The organism is Gordonia sp. NPDC003585, from assembly GCF_040610755.1.
GTDB lineage: Bacteria > Actinomycetota > Actinomycetes > Mycobacteriales > Mycobacteriaceae > Gordonia.
This window is the reverse complement of sequence record NZ_JBEXMX010000010.1, coordinates 1-18,050: the sequence shown is the minus strand read 5'-3', so window position 1 is coordinate 18,050 and position 18,050 is coordinate 1. Positions and strand designations below refer to the sequence as shown.

Here is an 18,050-nt window from a genome sequence, read left to right as displayed (position 1 = left end):
TGTCACCCCTTGGGCTTCGGAATGATGACACCGACCACGCGCACAAACGGGTCCCCGGATGCGGCGAGGGAGTCGATGATGGTGGACCAGCTGCCCGCGGTGTGCTCCACCTCGAGTCTGCTGTCCTTGCGTCTACCTGGCTCGGTGGCGATCTTCAGCGCCGACTGTTCCCAGTGGGTCAGGCCTGCCCGGTATCGGTCGACGCGTTCGAGAAGATCTTGTTCGAAATCCTCACGGCGGTCCCTGATGTGGGCGAGGGCGGCGTCGACTGCGGCGGGCACGAGTTTCTGCAGTCCCGCAAGCCGGCCCTCGTCGATGCCGGGGTTGGTGGCGTCTTCGCTCAGTCCCGAGATCTCGACGATGGTCTCGAAGTCGTCGACCTCCGGGGAACGTGGCAAACCAGTGACCGCACCCCAGTGGGCGATGGCCGGTCGTCCGTCGTCGTTGGACCATACAGCCTGCGTCAGGAAGTAGATGCGGTCGACAGAGCCGGTGACGACCGGGATCTCGTTACGCCCGAAGCGTCCCACCGCCCGGTCCCCTGCCCAGTCCAGTACCGGATGGATCGGGGTGAGGAAGTGGACGTCGGGCCACGAGGTGTCCTCGGCCTTCTGTGCGCGGGCGAGACGCTCCCTGGCGACGTCGGGGCTCCCGGTCAGGCGGAAGCGCTCTTCGATTCCTTGTTCGGAACGGTAGTCCGGTGGGAGGTCACGGAATCGGGTGATCAAGTCGTCGGGTGGGGTGAAGGCGATCAGGTCCTTGTCGGCCTCGCGGTACACATCGAGCTTCTTTGCTCCCCTGTCGGTGGCGATGTCGGCCAGCTCTTCGGTCAGGTAGTTGTCGTCATCGTCGAAGAACGACAACCTGACCGATGTGTCCGGAGCCGGCTCGTTCTCATGCTCACCGCCCTTGATCATCAGACGGGCAAAGGGATTGAGCTTCTCCGGGGTTGGTTCGGAGATCACCGTGTTGAGGTCTTGATGGGTGCGGATGGCCTCCATGACGGTCTCTTCCTCGATTTTGGCGTCGTGGAGATCCAGGAGCACTTCAGCGTCGCCGAGTGCGCGGTTGGCCTCGTCCTCTTTCAGAAGCAGTTTCGTGACGACGTTGAGGTCGTCAGTGACGTCTTCCTCGGTCGTCAAGGCCAACGCCGTGATCTGGGGTGAATGCACCTGGCCGTACCGGTCGATGCGGCCGTTGCGTTGCTGGATGCGGATGAACGACCAGGGCAGGTCGTAGTGCACCAGGTGGTGGCACTCTTTGTGGAGGTTGAGCCCTTCTGACGCCATGTCGGAGGCGACCAGTATCCGGATCCCGGACGCCTTCTGCCCGAATCCCTCCACCACCGATTGGATCTTCTCGTCGGAGAGGCCGGCATGCAGAACCTCTACGGGGAGCAGACCGTTGCCAGCCTTGGCGGCGAACTTGAGCTTCTCTTGCAGTTCGGCGCGAAGCCAGTCCAGTGTGTCGATGCGCTCGGAGAAGATGACCACCCGGGTGTCGGAATCCTTGCCCACACCGATCGCTTCGAGGTAGGAAACGAGTTCGCCGAGCTTCGCCGGGGCGGTCTTCTCGGCTCTTGCGGCGAGATCGTCGAGTCGGAGCAGGGCCACCGCCTCGCGGTCACGCTCGTTGCCGATCGTCTTCAGTCGCCGCCCGATGCTGGCGCGCAGGGCGCGCGGCGACGAGAGGAACGCTTTGTACAGGGTCCACGGAAAGAGCTGTCGGCCTTTACCTTCGATGACGGGGCGTCCGGTCGGATGCAGCCACACGTCTTCCAGTTCGCGGAGAACCTGCAACTCCGCAGTGTTGGGTTCGACTCCGAGCACATCGGGCTTGCGGCGGGCCTTCCACTTGTGGGCCACATCGAGTTTGACATCCGGAGAGTTGCGGTGACGTCGCACATAGAGGTGTTTGATGTCCTTGGCCGCGTACTCATTCGGATCGACGATCGCTGTCGGGTCAAGCATGCTGATCAACTCGGCAAAGGACTCCTGCTTGCCGTTGTGCGGGGTGGCGCTCGCCAGGATGAGCGCATCCGATTGCGCCGCAAGCAGTTTGGCGAGCTCGTTGTTCTGGGTTCCGCGGTTGATCAGATTGTGACACTCGTCGATCACGACGGCATCCCAGTGCTGGCTCTTGAGGTGGTGCTTGTAGCGGTGGGGGTTCTTGAGGGTGTCGATGGAGACGATGACCCGCTTGTAATAGCTGAACGGGTTACGCGAGCTGGGAAGAGTCTGCTTGACCTTCTGGATGCCGGCGGAATCGAGTCGGATCAGAGGAATGGCGAAGCGCGTCCACAGCTCCTGCTGAAACTGTTCGAGGACCGCGCGGGGCGTGACTACCAGAATGCGCTCACCTCGTCCGCGGCGGATCAGTTCGGAGAGCAGGATGCCGATCTCCAGCGTCTTGCCCAACCCGACGGCATCACCGATGAGGATGCGTGGGCGCAGGTTCTCCAACGCCTGGGCCGCCGGCCGGAGCTGGTAGTCCATGCGGTCGAGGAGCGCCTGATGTCCGACGGCGATCCGCGTGTCGGCCGCGGGCACCGGACTGCTGCGGCGCACCGACTCCAACCACAGGCGGGTTCGCCGGAAACCGGGCGAGACGTCGGCGACCAATTTGCCCTGACGGGGGTCGAGCCGGTCGATGGTGTCGAGTTCGGTATGGTCGAAGAACACTGCATCCTGGTCGCGGACCAGTTCGCTGACCCCGGTGACCTCGACCCGGGTGCCGTCGACCTCGGTGGCACGCACCGAACGGACGAGCCACTCCTCGTCTCGAACGATGACGCGTTCACCTGCAGCGATATCTGCCACGACCCAGCCTCCTCGAATCCTGTCCGGTTCGCAGCCTATGCCTGTGCGTAGTGCCCGCTGAAGAGGCCTGCGTCCTCCTCGCCGGGCTCGTGCGTGCCGAACAGGAGAGCGCGATCGAGCAGGGTGTTGTTGAGCTCGCAGGATGTCTCCGGTGCCAGCACGCAGGCATGGCACGCGGCCATGTTCAGTGCATCGGTTCCCGATGCGGGCGACTCGATGCAGACCGGGTCGGATGAACACCAGGACAACCTGGTCAAGCCTTCTTCGATGGCCGCCGCGAACTTGGTCGGGTCCGCTTGCGAGGCGACGCCACCGAGGCTGCCGGCCGAGTCAGAGCTGGCCGTGTAGATGAGGATTCCGGCCATGTCGTCGTCGACGAACAATCGCTCGCGCAGCGACGACGCCGGGTACCCGGCGTCGAGCGAGAGCTGATCGATCAGCACATGGGCGAGTGTGTGGAGAGCAACCTTGGCGATATCGACTTGGGTGGGTGGCCGCTTGAACGTCTGCGCCTGCTTGTTGGCTGCGACTTGGAGCTTGCGTTGACGGCCCTGGGCGAAAGGTGTTGCTGCCCAGTCCTTCAGTTCTTGGCGGTCGAGCGCGAGGAAGATTCCCTCACCGATGACCTCGATCGCGGGCAGCCAGTAGAGCGGCTCTGGGGACAGCTTGCAGAGCGTATCGGGATCGGAGTCTCCGGAGAGGCGAGAGAATCCGCGCAGAGCGCGGACCTCGCGGAGGCGTGTGACCTTACGGAGATCGGTGAAGATGTCCGGGACCCCGTCGGGAAACTGTCCTTTGGTCACCGACATCTCACACACGAAGTCGGACTCGTCTTTGGATGCCTCGCGGCCATCCATCAGCGCCTGGAACTCCTGGCGGCGGAGTTGTTGCTCGTCGATATCGTCCGAATCCTCCTCGCCACGACGTCTCTCGACCTCGGCGAGGATCTGCTCATAGGAGTAGCGGCGTGAGTCCCTGGCGACCTTGCGAATGAGTGCTTCACTGGCCAGGGTCGGATCCTCCAGGACCGACCAGTGCTTGTTGACAAACTTTGCGAGAGCTTCCGAGTAGGGCGGAATGGAGATCGCCGAGCGAACTGCGGGGAACCACACGTTGGATGCACCACGCTGAAGCACTCGCGGCGTCTCCCCGCACTCCTCGGAATACTCGCCGCCGAGCCAGGGCCGCAGACCCTTGCACCCGATGATGCCCTTCATCGCCGCGGCCTTGGTCGCTCCATCCAGGGTCTGGGGCTCCACCCCGCAGGTGCATTCGAGCACGAGGTCATCGAGGGAAGAAGTGCGTCCCAGCGATCTCATTCGCATTTCGTGCTTCACATCTTTGGGCCCACCTTTTTCCCGATGGAGCCACTGAAAGAAGGGGAACTCATCGATATGCCCGCGTGTGCATGCGGTGATCAGACGAAAGGGTGACAGCGCTGCACCGGCGCGGCCTTCCTTGCATCGACAATGAGATGCGTTCCAATCGCCACCGAGTTGAGCCGTGGTCCCAATGCGTCGACAACCAGGGCAGATCTGCGTCTCCGGGAATCTTACGACCGGTACATCGCGTTTTCCGCCGGCCGGCGGCGACTTGAGTTCTTGGACCCCAAGAGAACGCGCCAGGCGCGGCTCGCTGATCACCGGGGAAGAGTCCTCATGCCATTCGTGCAGGCCGACGATCATAAAACTCGTTGTCTCAGAGGGGAAGAGACCACCTATGCCGTAGGTGCTGAGAAGCTGGCTACGACGAGCCTTGACGTTGGTGCGCTTCATTGCTTCCTCCTCAACGGAATCTGGTACAGGCTGCTCTCGGCGTCGACATCACGCATGCTCTGAAGCGTCGGCCACGGGACTTCACGCTGGGAGTACTCGATCTCGTCCTTGGTCAGCGCGTCCTCGGGCCGCACCATCAGCGCAGCCTCCAGATTCTTGTTCTGGTACTTCATGTTTTCTCGTGCATCACCGGCGTCTGCCCATACCTTGAGCAGGGCGGCAAGCTCATCGTCGGTCGCCTCCGCCTCCTCCGGTGCCACCTGCCGAACTCGATCGACGATCAGGCGCGCGACGTCGGCCAGGTCGTCCCACTTGTCGGATGCCAGGTGCGCGGCCCCATTGCCGGACAGCGCTCCGATGAGCAGGCGGGCCATCGAGATCAGCACACCGTGCAGCCCGCGGTCCCGTGCACGCGCCGCGAAAGGCGTTGCGCTGGTTGCCTCTACAGCGCGATAAAGCGACTGATGGAACGGCCGGAAGCTCTCGTAGTGGGAGCGATCCCGTGAGCGAGCGGAGTTGAAGATGGTCACCACGAGACCGGGGTATTGACGCCCCACGCGGCTTGTCGCCTGAATGTATTCCGCACTGGCCTGCGGCTGGCCCATCACCGCCATCAGGCCCAGTCGGTCGATGTCAACGCCCACCGAGATCATGTTTGTGGCCAGGACGGCGTCGTCAGGAGCGTGGGCGCCACCAAGTCTCCGTTCCAATGCCTTCAGCCGCCCCGGGATCTCGGACGACGGGACGCGACTGGTCAGCTCGTTGACCACCTTCAGTTCGCGTTTGGTGGTTCCATTGCGTTTCGCCACGACACCCAGGCGTTCTCTCACATCCCCCTCGACCTGAAGGTTGGCGCTACCCAGAACGCGGAGGCTGTTGAAGTAGCCCAACAGGGTCCAGTAGGGATCACGGGTGGCGTCATCACCGTCAATGTCTTTGGCTGCCTGTAACAGTGCCGTGTAGACGCGCACCAGCAAGGTTGCGTGGCTGGTGCCCGATGCCATCACCCCGACGTAGCGGCGAGTGCCGAGTTCATCCTTGCCTGAGGGCTCGGCAAAGAAGGATTCGTCGGGGTCGATTCCGGGTGGCGGGAAGAGCGCTGCGGAACGGTCGAACACGGCCTCGATCTGTTCGTCTGCTCGCCGGATGGTCGCGGTTGAGGCGATGACCTTGGGCTTGGCCCGGTTGTACTCGTCATCGAGCGATGGAACCGAACATGCCGCGTCGACCGCCGTTTCATACAACCCGACCATCGATCCGAGCGGGCCTGAGATCAGATGCAACTCGTCCTGGATGATCAGTTCGGGCGGGGTTCCCTTTCCGTCACGGGCAAAAAGCTTGCCCACGTCTTCATTCCAGGCCATCATCGCGAACTTGTCGACGGTTCCCAGGATCAGTTCCGGCCGCTCGCGATAGACATCCTCATCAACCAGGTGAACAGGAAGTCCGCCGCGGAAGTCGCACGAGGGTGTCTTGCATGCGATCGTGAGGTGATCGAATGGGCGCCGCTCTGCGGAGTAGTTCTCGTGGTTCATGAACGTTCCACACCACGGGCACTGGGTGAGCTGCACCGGGTTCTTTTCCTGGAGATCTTGACCCATCGCGAGCTTCTTGAGCGATGTCCGCGCCTCCGCGACCGAGTTCGGAGTGGCACCCGCACCAACCCACAAGCCGATGGAGAACGGCCGAGACCCGAGATCGGAATTGTCCTTCCGAACCGTCTCGAGCGAGCACATGAGCATGGATGCACGCTCGAACTGCTGAATGGTCAACAGACGCAGCGTGTATCGCATGATCACTGCCACACCCATGGCCGACGAGTTACGGATTCGTCGCAGCAGGATCACGTAGGCCACCAGGCCCAGATACGCCTCGGTCTTACCACCGCCGGTCGGGAACCACAGGAGGTCTGCAACCTCCCTGTCATCGTGCGACGGATCGGTGATCCCTGGAAGGTTCAGCAGGACATAGGCGATCTGGAACGGACGCCATTCCGCATCCGCGCCGTCGCCGACCTCTCCCTCGGCACCACCACGTACCCAATCCTGGCGTGCGCGCTGCAATTGCATTGCGCGATTGGCCAATCGAAAGGCCCTGAGTGCCTCCGGATTGTCTTCGAGAAGGCGGATGCCGGCATCAATGCGGTTGGCCGCCTTGCGCATGTCCGTGATGTGCCGGGACGCAACCGGTTTCAGATCGTCCCCAACCGAGGCGCCGCCGCCCGCAACGTCGGCTTCGACCTTGTCGATCCACGCTCGGTATTGGGTGGTGAGTCCTCGAAGGTTCGCACTGATCGTGTCTATCGGGTCGTCGGCGAGTGATGCCATCAAGAGATCGAGATCCTTGACCTTGCCGGGCTTGGCGCGGTGCACCTCGTGCGAGGGTATGAACGTGGTTGACACCTTCGCGACCGCACCGTCGTGAACGTCGTCGAGGTCCCATTCCGCAGCACACCCATGGCCGATCCCAAAGGTATGCGCATTGCGATACATCAATGCAGCAGTGTCGAGGTCTGGGTCGGTTCCGATGTTGCGGGCAACCGATCGATCGACGATGTCTGTGTGCTGGGTCTGGACAGTGATACCGACCTGGAACCAGGAAATGGCATCGCGCAGATCACCTTTGACAGCTATGGCGGTGTTGTTCAGGGCAACGGTAACCGTGACCACTCCATCGCGCTCGGGGCGCACGTAGCGATACAACTGCAGCCCTGGGCTGATTTCGTCGCGATAAACGCCCGGACGCTGGAGTTGCTGACCGACACCTTCGGCCTCGAGTGGGATCCGGCGCCAGCCCTCCGCTGCTTCATCGTCGTCGACCAGTAGCTCGTATCGTGCCGCAGTCGGGGTGATGGTCACAGATCGGGCCGATGCGCGCACTGAGAAGGTCATGCCGACCGATGACGGGAATCGCATACGGGCCTGGGCCACGGGGCTACCCTCATCGGACTCTGCATCCGCGTCGGCTCCGTCCGGCTCAGAGCCATGCTCCTGACCTACGTCCTCTGCGTCGTTCTCATCTGCAGCTCGGGGCCACAAGGCGCCAATGATGTACCTGCTCAGCGGCGCCTCAGCGATCACCTCGTCGTCGCCATCCCCCGGCCCGATGAGGTCGTCCTGCAGGGCGTCGACCATCTCCTCGCGGAATCGGTACTTCCCGGCCAACTCTTCGTTCACGCTCATCCCACCTTCTCCATCACATCCCACAACGGTCGCGCAAGACCTGCCACTCTCGGCACGACCCAGAACCCTCCCGGACCGGCTCCTGCCTCGAAAGCGATGTTCGGGTCACCTGCCACTGTCTCGACCGAGATCAAGACCATGTCGGTCAGCGCGGCCGGCCACTGACCCGGTCGAACCCTGAACGCCGTGGCGAAATCCGCACCGAACTCGTCGGTGGTGTGGCCGATCGGCTGACCGTCGACCATCAGCACATAAACCGGGCGTTGCAGGTCGGAGCGCATCCGATCCAATTCCGCCTCAACTGCCACACCAGGTGTCAGATTGTCGAGTGCGGCCTGGACCTGCGTTACCGAGAGGTTGCCGACCGCGACCGGACGCGCGGCGTATGTGTCGGCGTAGCCGATCTCCAGGGATCGGGCTCTGGTCTTGCCCCTGGGACCGGCGCGTTCCTGAAGTCGATTCGGAAGCCACCGGTATTCAGCGACCATCGAGCGCCGTCGCGGCGTGGACACCATGATCACCGAGTCCCGGGCCCGAGTCAGCGCGACGTATTCGAGGCGAATCAACGCCCATTGATCGCCGTCATCCGGTCGGTCAGACCAGTCAGCGATAAAGACGTTGTCAAACTCGAGGCCCTTCGCGCGGTGGATCGTCGAGACGATGACCTTCGCGTCATCGCCCTCGGTCAGGGTCAGCGGTACGGTTCCAGCCATCACCTTGCGGCGAAGACGTTCCAAGTCGATCTGATCCATGCTCCGGCCTCGTTGCTCGGCGGATTTCAGGAGATACCAGGCGTCTTCAGCGTCCGCCTCGTCCAGGATCTGTTGGAGACGGTGCTCAAGATCGGACCGGGCGACCACCGGACCGGCCATTGAACTCAGTGCCGTGCCGATCCATTTGGCCGCACCGAATGCCTGGGCGGGCCGGCGTACCGCGTGGGTGATGCCCTCGTCGACGAGTTCGCGGGAGATTCGCAAGACCTCGGCATTGCTGCGGCAGAGGATTGCGCTTCGGCCGGCGTACAGGTCGAGGAACGACCAGCTCTCGACCCTGTCGAGGCGCGGAAGCGTGTCCCGGAGGTCGCGGAGAATGGTCAGAGCTGCCGCCGCGTCAGACTCGCCTCGCAGACGAGGACCCAGTTCCGCTGCTCTGATGCAATCTCCGCCTCGGGCTCGGTAGTTGGTCGACAACCCGACTTCGTCGGCACCGAGGTCGGTGCGAATGCGGTTGAGGAGTTCGGGCGATGTCGTGGGTGTGACCGACCCGTCGAGGACGAAGTCGTAGATGCCTTGGAGCGGGTCTCCGAGGACTGTGAATCCTGCATCCTCTCGTAGCGCCGAGAGCAATGCCCATACGAAGTCGGCGCGATCCCCGACCAGATCCTGCACCTCGTCCACGATGACATGTCGCAGAGATCCCACCAGGTCTGCGACGTCGTCATTCCCGGTGATCGACTCGGTAGCCTGACGAATCCTCGCCTCAAATCCGACTGCAGGCTCGACATCGGCCTCGAGCAATAGCTGGGATGCGAAGGAGTCGAACGTTCGGACGTTGACCTCGGCGATATCACGATCGGACAGCCGGGAACGGACAGCGCGAACGGCAGCCCGCGAGAAGCTCAAGACGAGGAGCTCCACGGACGCGGACAGGTCCTCGTCGTCGATCAGGGACTGGAGCCGCGCGGTCACCACCTCGGTTTTTCCTTGCCCCGCGCCGGCGATGACCACCACACGATCGGACGCATCGGCCTCGACGACGTGCCGCTGAGTCTCATCGAGCTCGATGTCTGGTCCCTCACCATCTGCCATCAGTGCCTGCTCACTCATCACTCGCTACTGTCCACATGAAACCCGACGAACCGCTTCTGCAATCACGGTTCAGCGCAGGCTCCCCCAAGATTTGTACCCGCCCAGTCGGACAAATGGGCCACATCCCCTGCCGTGTCCGAGTTCCCGCTCTCGGTGGCTTGTCCTCAGTGTCGGCCGATCAGACGACGCCGTGCGTCACGGTGTTCGACCCTCTCGCAACTCTTCGACAACATGAACGATGTCTGCTGCGATCGCCTCAGGGGACTCGTGCTCCCAATAGCGTCTGACCGTCCACCCACGCTCCCGCAGCAATGCATCGGTGCGACGATCCCGAGCGACGTTTGCGTCCAGCTTCTTGGCCCACCACTTCCTGTTCGCCGCCGGACGGGTGGCGTGCTCTGGACATCCGTGCCAGAAGCAGCCATCAACGAAGATCGCGAGCCTGATCCCTCGCCAGGCAATATCCGCACGAGTCCGCAGATCCGGCTCGAGCTTCACGTCGGTCCGGAACCGGAGTCCTCGCGCGTGCAGAGCCTTGCGAACCTCGACCTCGGGAGCGGTGTCCTTGGAACGCTGACGACTCATGCGCGAGCGAACAACATCGGAGGAGGCGGGGGGTCGAAAAGAGGCCACGAAATCGTTCTATCAAATCCAATCGCCGCCGAGTACAAACAAGTCCTGACCGCCGATCGTTGTAGGTCTCATCCGAAAAGGGGGACAGTCGGCAGTGGACTACTTAACACGCCGCGGGCCACTCGTTCTGACCGCGGTGTGCGGCAGATGCGACGACAACCGCCCCTGCATCTGTGAGGACTGCCAGCCACCCAAGCTCAGTGCGGGCTCGATACACCTCGACCCTCCGTCGATCGCTTCAGGCTGGACCGCGAGCACGCAGGGCAGCTATTCACTCAATCGAAGCCGCAGTTCGGTTAAGATCCGACGAGCTCCGACCTCGGATCTGAATGCAAGGCTATCTTGAACACATGAAAAAGAAGGATCGCCCCGATGCTGGCCTGCAACTCTGGCAGTTGGTCGTCACTGTGGTTCTCCTGCTGATTTTCGGAACTTTGGCGGTAATTCTTCTGGCCATCGCAGACACCGATCCCGAGGTTTGGCAACGGCGCGTGTACATCTTCACCGCCATCCAGGCGATCGTCTTTACGGCTGTCGGATGGCTATTCGGCCGAGAAGTCAATCAGTCTGCCGTCAAGGCTGCGGACATGCATGCGAGTGAAGCAAGGGACGACGCCAACGAAGCCAGAGCGAGTATCCGACAGCTGGCTCAACGCGCAGGGGAAGCCGAACGCACAGCTGCTGTAGAGGAGGCGCGCGGACGCGCCGCCTATACAGCCGTCGCAAGCCTGCTGGATTCCGACGATTCAACGTCGTCTGGCCCGAGTGATGTGTCGATGCCTCGAACGCAACCCGACAACGTTAGGGCCGCTGTAGCCATTTTGGATGCACTCTATTCAGACCAGCAACCATAGGCACGGCACTCGATGCGCGACGCCATTGTCAGAGTTTGTGGGCCACGCGACGATGGAACGGGGTTCTTCGTCACACCCAACAAGATCCTGACGTGTGCTCACGTCGCGCGATGCGCGGTGGGCGACGCGGTCACCCTGTTTCACCGAGGGAAGGAGTTGCGGGGCACTGTGTTAGCACAGCGTCCACTCACGCACGATCTGCCCAAAGAGGGTATTTCCCCGTTTCCAGACCTCTGTTTGATAGCCGTCGACGAAGCCCCAAACGCGCACGTGATGCGCCTCGATGCCGAGATGCCTCAATCAGGCACGCGGATTGAGACAACTGGATTCACCAAGACACTATCGAAAGTACCCGCTGAGGAACCCGCCACCTTCACCTATGTCGGACAACACACTACACCCGGTGGATCATTGCTCAAGCTTCAAGGCGGTGAGGCCGTTGCAGGAATGAGTGGAGGCCCCCTGGTGGATTCCGCGCGCGATGCGGTCTGCGGCGTCCTCAAGACAAGCCGCCAGCGCGACACCGACCGCGGAGGGTGGGGAATCCCAATATCTGCAGTCTTAGAGCTCGATTCCGACCTCATTCGGGAGAATCACAAAGAAACTGATGCCCATCTTGCAAAGCAATCAGGACTGCGAGCGGCCTCCAGTTTCCTTGGGGACTACCCGATGCGAGTCTTGGAAGAATTGGCAGTCGATCCCAGTAAACCAGAATTTCCGCTAACCATTCATATCGACGACGATAATGCGGAGTGGTCAAGAATATTATCGGCCACTCGCGAACATCGTCGAATAGTCCTCACTGGTCAAGCCGGCGCAGGAAAAACAGCGCTCCTGAGAAACCTAGTGCGGGACGAGGCCCTGGAACAGGTACCGTTTCTGATCGATCTTAAGAGATGGACCCCAAGAAAGAGCAGTGAAATTTCTAAGATCGATTTCAAGAACAATACGACCGCAGCCATCGACGTCCTATTTTCCGTCGCGGTCGGTGACGTTGGGGCAATGTCTCTTGAGCGTGCAACAGAATCCGGCTTGGCCCTGATAATGGTCGATGGCCTCAACGAGGTCGAGCCGAAAATTGCGGATCGAATAATTGACATTCTCGATCACCACGTCCGGAATAATCAGAGAGCATCTGCGCTGGTGACTGACCGGGAAATTACACCTAGGTACGAATCTTGGACGGCCTCATCAGTTAATCCGATCGACAGGATCGTGGTTTCCCGATACGTCGATGAGCGATTCGAATCTGGGACATATCTGAATCTATCAGACGACGTGCGCGCGCTACTCTCAGTTCCATTCTTCCTTACACTCGCGCTCAAAGGGGACACTCCAGAGCTCGGCACCCGCGAATCAGCACTAAATCTCTTCTTTACCGAACAAGTCAATTTGAATCACGATCAACTAGATCGCGTAGCGCAATGTGCTCTAGATGTATATCTTTCAAGTCGCAGCAGGTCGTTCACTAGGGAAGAATTCAAGAAAAAGGGAACCAAACGGGATTGGGGTCTACTCACTAAAGCCGGGGTTGTCGTCAGCAATGACGGAGAGTGGCGCTTCGCCCATCAGCTCTACCACGACTATCTTGCATCTGTTGGGATGCTTCAAGATAACCCGGCCTCATGGCCCGAGGACCTACTCGATGCAGTCACCTTCCACACCAGCTCGATCGATCCACTCAACTTCGCGGCCTCCCAGGTGGCGGATGCCGAGCACGGAGACGCGCTACTACGCAAGATTGAGGACTGGAGCTGGGCGGTCACAATGCGAGTAATGGGCATAGTCGAACAGGAGCGAGATCTGGCCATCAGCCCCACGCTCAGGATTGCCCTGCTGGCGAATCTGGCAGAGAAGAGATTCGATCCGGTCGTCGCTTCTGCCGAACACGCCGAGACCCTCCTAGCCAAATTCAGAGGCCCCCACGCCGCCGCCATGCGCACAGCGTCGAACGTCGCCGATCTCGTCGAGGTTGTAGAAACAATTCATGAAATTACCATTCCCGACTGGTATCAATCCTGGCGAACCCTTTTCACAGGCCACAGCGGCCTACCCGACAGGACCGTTCAAGCATTGACCCACGCCGATCCTCTTTACGGCTGGACCGCCGCGAATGTCATTCGCCGGACCTCTCTTTCCGAGAAGCAAGTCCAAGAGCTGTCCACGCTCTATCTGAGCCGACTCGAAGATCAGGATTCGCGGTCAAGGTCAATTCGATGGCGCACCATTCACGCAATGGGATCAGCCAATACTATCTCGGTCATAGAACTACTACTTGGCGCGGCAGCAAACGACGGATATCCATGGGTCAAGTATGGCGCTATTCGCTCGCTGATGGAGATTGCTGCGCGGGACGCCGATATGCGATGGATTGTCATCGATGGATGCCGGAACCTGCTGAGCACATTCGACGTGCGTTGTCGTATGCAGTTGCTACGCTCGGCGAATCAGCGTGGGGCCAACACAGGCTGGGGCGAGGCAGTGACGCCCTTGCTGAACGACGTACCCCGAGAGGACTTGACAGAACGTGAACAAGCGAATCTTGAACAATTGCAGAGCCAGTTCATCGCAGAGCACTGCTGAGAGAGCGCGATCAGCACCGGGACTGACCAATTGACTGATTCGGTTGAATGGCAAGAGCTCTCTACTGCGGCCTGGGCGGCCCGTGAACACTCGCGGGTGCACGGAAGTACGAGGGTGGGCGCCGCGGTACTTTCTCGACAGGGGAAGATCTATGCCGGCTGCAACGTCGAGCACCGGTTCCGGTCCCATGACGTCCATGCGGAAGTGAATGCGCTGACAACCATGGCGACCGCCGGCGATGGGCCCGCCATCGCCGTCCTGATCGTCAGCCCGCGCAAGATGTTCACACCCTGCGGCGGTTGCCTAGATTGGATCTTCGAGCTCGGTGGCCCCGCATGCATCGTCGCCTTCCAGAGTGACTATGAAGGTGCAGTCAAGGTCTTTCGCGCCGACGAATTGATGCCTCACTACCCTCACTAGCCGAAATTGAGCGACTTGACTACAACCTCGCCGTTATTGCTGTGTCCGCGCTACGCCGAAATCGAGCCCGGCATCTGCAATTCGAATGAACTGACTCGACAGGACGATGCCGTACCAGATCCGCAGAGCCTTGGCGGACCTCTATCTTCCCACCTAGCGCGGCGCTAACTTGCTTGGCTCGCTATGCGAGAAGGACAATCAACGCCACCGTATTAAGGAGGGTGAACACGCCACCGATGAGTATGCCTGCCAACGCCAATCCACTACCCTGCTGGCCGCTCTTAGCGATTTGGGACCGTGCGATGAATCCGAGGACCAATCCGACAATCGGAATGAAGAATGCTAGGATCAACGATGCGATAGCTAGCCCGTTCGTCCCGAAGGATTGGGTTCGGACGCCGACGGCATGGTCGGCCGTGACTGGCATTCCATCTGGGGTGTACCCAACAATTGGATAGATCGGGCGGCCGTCAACGGTCATGCCAATGGGTCCGGACGGGGTCGCACTACGATGGGCGCTGTTGGCCTGGGACCGGACAATTGCCAGGATCACCCCTAGCACAGCAACCACTATCCAAACGATCGAGAAGATCAGTCCGGTGAAAACCCACGATAGTGCCGCGAGCAGGAGCGACAGCACGGAGATGAATACGAACGGCCAAACAGGTTTGATCTGTGAATCACTCGCGGTCGGCTGTGTCGGTACAGCCGACCTGCCTTGACTGTCTTCGTAATCGGTCAATTCGGCTCCAGTAATCCGGGTGAAGTGCTCGCTGGAATTCTTGCACAGCATCGCTCAAGTTTCAGGCGTCATCTACTTGGGGACGGTTGCCGCGTCACCAACCTCTCGAGAAGTCCGGCAAGCTCGCCCATCGCCTCGTCGGACCAACGGCAGCGCCCTTTGCGAATTTGGCTGGTGGCCACCACGGCACGTGTGCGTACAGGGTCGCCTTCCGACCGTCGCTTGCCAAAGTTTCTATCAGAGTATGTAATTCGGCGAACAAACTGCTATCGCTCCAAAGCCCAGGCCACTCCGTCCGGCCGTCCAGTCACCAACCGGTCCACGACGCGCCGCATCGCTCACGTCCGTACTCCCTTGAGGTTGCTGAGCGCCGACCGCAGCGGCGCAATCAGCCCGCTCCCCGATTCCGTCGCGGCCAGCAACGCTCGCGCGTTCTTCGTCACCGCTCGATCTTGATCAGACAGCAACCCATCGAATCGTTCGTCGAGTACCCACGGGGCGTCGGCGGTTGAGAACGCACTCACCGCGTCGAGCAGGATCTCCATGCGTCGAGCACGTGCTGACCTGCTGTCACCGTCGCAGATGAGCCATCGGAATTGTTGGGTCCAGAGTTCTTGCCTCGCTGGCTTCCCAGACACGTCTACGAAAGTGCCACGGGCTGTGCGTGATCCGCTCCGTACGAGGTACTCATCCACCTCCATTGCGAGTCGGATCACGTTGTCGTCGTTGAGCGAGGCGCCGATGATGAGCAGGTGCTTGGTGAGGAGTAGCGCCTGCAGAAGCGACCCGGCGGGCTTCGACTTCGTGTCGAACAGGACGAAGTCCCTGCGGGTGAGCACTATCGTCTCAGGCCGGCTCGCGTCACCATGCAGCTTTAGCAGCCACTCCCGCTTCGGGTCGACCGACTCCCACGGCAAGATCGTCGGACTATGCCTTCCGGTTGCTTCGACGGCACGCTCGTACAGAGCGTCGTAGTTGGTCGTGACGGCTTCGCGGCAATTCATCGCTGCGAGAAGAGCATGTGCAACAGCCACTTTCGCGGGATCACCGATCGCCGCCCGGACCTTGGCATTCAGTTCATCTGCCCCCATCTTTACAGCGAGGTACTCGGCTTTGTCGAGAGCTCCGAGCTCTTTGAAGTCGGCTGGCCGTTCGCCTGCATCGGCGCCTACTTCTTCCAGGAGCCCATCCCAGGTCGGCAGTCCGGCGGCAATGCTGACGCCCGCACCCAGGAACAACGCAAGATGCCCATCGGCGGCGAGCCCACCAAGCCGACGCGCCTCGCCCATCTCGTCGTCGTTCAGATCCCACACCGAAGATCCCTCCCGCGCGAGTTCGCGTCGAGCGTGCTGCGCGGCGCTGAAGACGGCCCGGTTGGAGGCCACGAGCAGGACATCGATGTGGTTGTTAGCCGTGAACGACAGCAGCGTCGCCAACAACGATCGGAGAATCGCACCTCGCTGGTCACCAAGACCCCCACGCCCAATGCCAAGTACGGGAATCGCGATGCGAGTAAGTTCGCGACCGTCCGGCTTGGCCAACTCCGCGCCGGCGATCTCTGACAGAGTGCCAGCGACGCGACGAATCAGTTCCTCGTCGGACAGCAACTGCTCATCGGCGACGCTGATGAACCAGACCGGTTTACCGGCCGCGCTCCGAGCGAAGGGCCGCGGCCAGCTCTGAGGTCTGGCCGCGTCGTGCGCGCCAGTGACCGACTCCGGCCAGCTCGACGTGATGTCGAAGCGGTGGTCGGTCGGGACGATGACGGCGTCATAGTCGAAGTTCTGGATGAGCCCATGGAGGACGAAGAGGTGGCCACGGGTCTCTGAAGTAGACGTCACGCTGAGCACTGTAGATCCGTCGCCCCGCGCCCGTTGTCGTACCCGGTTCGTACGGTGGTCTTCAACATCACGAACGGAGATTCACCATGTCGTCCACCAAAGATCTCGACAGCCTCGTCTTCGCTTTCCCCGAGGTCCACGAGGACGCGACGCTGCGCATCACCTTCGAGCGCACCCTGCGCGTGCCCGACGACGAGACCACCTACGGCCTGCCGCCGAGCCTCGGCGAGTTTCCCGTGTTTCTCGATCCTCGCGCGCGTGAGTCGCTGATCCCGATGTGGCAGTCGGAGGCGATGTGGATGAACTTCTCCACGAACTCGGGCTATCCGTTTCTCGTCAAGATCGGTGTCGGCGGGCTGAACGCCATCACCGGCGAGCCGTTCCGCTCTGAGATCGACTTCGCAGACGACGACTACGTGGAGATTCCCACCCAGCCGTGGCTCGACGGCTTCTACGCCGACCCGACGACGGTGCGGCAGTTCGTGGCGATGCCGCTCGGAGGCGGGTACTCGGTGGCCGAACAGTTGACCGGCACCGACGACGGCACGATCCGACTCGTCGTCGCACCGCTGCGCGCAGACAAGTGGGCTGAGCGCCCCCAGTTCCGCTACATGTCCGAGATGATCTGCGGCTCGGTGCCCGACGCCAGCGCCGATGGCATGGGGCTGGGCGCCGGCGGATCGATCACTCAGTCGATCGCGACGCCGATCGAACCCACCGAGAACTGGGAGACCAGTTCGCCAGCCAAAGCGGTCGTACGGATCATCAATTCGGCTGCGTGCCAGGAGCTCACAAACGCGAACCCACCTCACAAGCCGCTGACCATCGAACAGTACCGCCAGTACAACTACCCATGGTTCCAGTGGTACGAGGACTCGCTGGCCCGCCAAGGTGACTCACCGTTCAACAAAGCGAAGACGGTAAAGCAGGTCGGCGAGGACAATGACGAGCAACCCCTCCCCGACAACACAAGCTTCGCTCCCCCGACCCCGATCGTTCTGGGTCCGTGAGAGCCACACACGACAGGTGATGATTGATCCATCCCGGCATTTCCGGAGAGCTCAGGTTGTGAGTGCCTCCTCCGGATTGAGGGTGCGCATGTGAGCGTAGTGGAGTTGCTCAGCGTGGTCGGGAGTGAGGTCGTTGCAGTAGCTGTGAGGCCGCTCCCGGTTGTAGAACGCCACCCATTCAGCGGTGCCCAGTGACAGTTCGGTCGCACCGTGAAATCGCGGCTGGTTGTCGACGAGTTCGTTCTTGTAGTCGGAGTTCACCGACTCGGCCAGGGCGTTGTCGTAACTATCCCCGACACTGCCAATAGAAGCCGCGATTCCCTCCTCGGCCAGTCGCTGCCCGAACACAATCGCCGTGTACTGTGATCCCGCATCGGAATGAT

General features: G+C 61.2%; 12 protein-coding genes. 4 read left to right on the top strand and 8 right to left on the bottom strand.

Going from position 1 to position 18,050, the window contains the following annotated elements; genetic code table 11:
• Nucleotides 1-2 precede the first annotated feature (2 nt).
• From ABZW74_RS04240 to ABZW74_RS04220, 5 genes are all read right to left on the bottom strand, one after another.
• Nucleotides 3-2,819 (bottom strand): DEAD/DEAH box helicase, encoded by a 2,817-nt coding sequence (locus tag ABZW74_RS04240; RefSeq protein WP_355274221.1) that lies wholly within the window; start codon nucleotides 2,817-2,819, stop codon nucleotides 3-5.
• A gap of 35 nt (nucleotides 2,820-2,854) precedes the next feature.
• Nucleotides 2,855-4,594, bottom strand: coding sequence for a DUF1998 domain-containing protein (locus tag ABZW74_RS04235; RefSeq protein WP_355274219.1), 1,740 nt, complete (start codon nucleotides 4,592-4,594; stop codon nucleotides 2,855-2,857).
• Complete coding sequence (locus ABZW74_RS04230; RefSeq protein WP_355274216.1) at nucleotides 4,591-7,776, bottom strand: helicase; 3,186 nt, start codon at nucleotides 7,774-7,776, stop codon at nucleotides 4,591-4,593. The genes ABZW74_RS04235 and ABZW74_RS04230 overlap by 4 nt, the downstream gene beginning before the upstream one ends.
• Nucleotides 7,773-9,602, bottom strand: a complete 1,830-nt coding sequence (locus tag ABZW74_RS04225) for a UvrD-helicase domain-containing protein (protein WP_355274213.1) — start codon at nucleotides 9,600-9,602, stop codon at nucleotides 7,773-7,775. Before ABZW74_RS04225 ends, ABZW74_RS04230 begins: the two co-directional genes overlap by 4 nt.
• A 177-nt stretch (nucleotides 9,603-9,779) precedes the next feature.
• Nucleotides 9,780-10,169, bottom strand: a complete 390-nt coding sequence (locus ABZW74_RS04220) for a very short patch repair endonuclease (protein WP_355274210.1) — start codon at nucleotides 10,167-10,169, stop codon at nucleotides 9,780-9,782.
• Between the two features lie 398 nt (nucleotides 10,170-10,567).
• Between ABZW74_RS04220 and ABZW74_RS04215 the strand changes: the two genes are divergently transcribed.
• The 3 genes from ABZW74_RS04215 to ABZW74_RS04205 are packed head-to-tail and all read left to right on the top strand — an operon-like array spanning nucleotide 10,568 to nucleotide 14,074.
• A complete protein-coding gene (locus ABZW74_RS04215) occupies nucleotides 10,568-11,071 on the top strand; it encodes a hypothetical protein (protein ID WP_355274207.1) in 504 nt (167 codons plus the stop codon).
• 12 nt (nucleotides 11,072-11,083) lie between these two features.
• Nucleotides 11,084-13,654: a trypsin-like peptidase domain-containing protein gene (locus ABZW74_RS04210; protein WP_355274204.1), complete on the top strand. Its 2,571-nt coding sequence runs from the start codon at nucleotides 11,084-11,086 to the stop codon at nucleotides 13,652-13,654.
• A gap of 30 nt (nucleotides 13,655-13,684) precedes the next feature.
• Nucleotides 13,685-14,074 (top strand): hypothetical protein, encoded by a 390-nt coding sequence (locus tag ABZW74_RS04205; RefSeq protein WP_355274201.1) that lies wholly within the window; start codon nucleotides 13,685-13,687, stop codon nucleotides 14,072-14,074.
• A 181-nt stretch (nucleotides 14,075-14,255) separates the two neighbouring features.
• Here ABZW74_RS04205 and ABZW74_RS04200 read toward each other — a convergent pair whose 3' ends face one another.
• On the bottom strand, nucleotides 14,256-14,867 hold the full coding sequence (locus ABZW74_RS04200; RefSeq protein ID WP_355274198.1) for a DUF4190 domain-containing protein: 612 nt from the start codon (nucleotides 14,865-14,867) through the stop codon (nucleotides 14,256-14,258).
• 287 nt (nucleotides 14,868-15,154) lie between these two features.
• Nucleotides 15,155-16,657 carry an SIR2 family protein gene (locus tag ABZW74_RS04195; RefSeq protein ID WP_355274196.1) on the bottom strand — a complete coding sequence of 501 codons (1,503 nt, stop codon included), beginning with the start codon at nucleotides 16,655-16,657 and terminating at the stop codon, nucleotides 15,155-15,157.
• 86 nt (nucleotides 16,658-16,743) lie between these two features.
• Between ABZW74_RS04195 and ABZW74_RS04190 the strand changes: the two genes are divergently transcribed.
• Nucleotides 16,744-17,667, top strand: coding sequence for a hypothetical protein (locus tag ABZW74_RS04190; protein ID WP_355274193.1), 924 nt, complete (start codon nucleotides 16,744-16,746; stop codon nucleotides 17,665-17,667).
• Between the two features lie 51 nt (nucleotides 17,668-17,718).
• On the opposite strand, the gene ABZW74_RS04185 is transcribed toward ABZW74_RS04190, so the two are convergent.
• On the bottom strand, nucleotides 17,719-18,050 hold a 332-nt coding region (locus ABZW74_RS04185), incomplete at its 5' end, for an integrase core domain-containing protein (protein ID WP_355274190.1).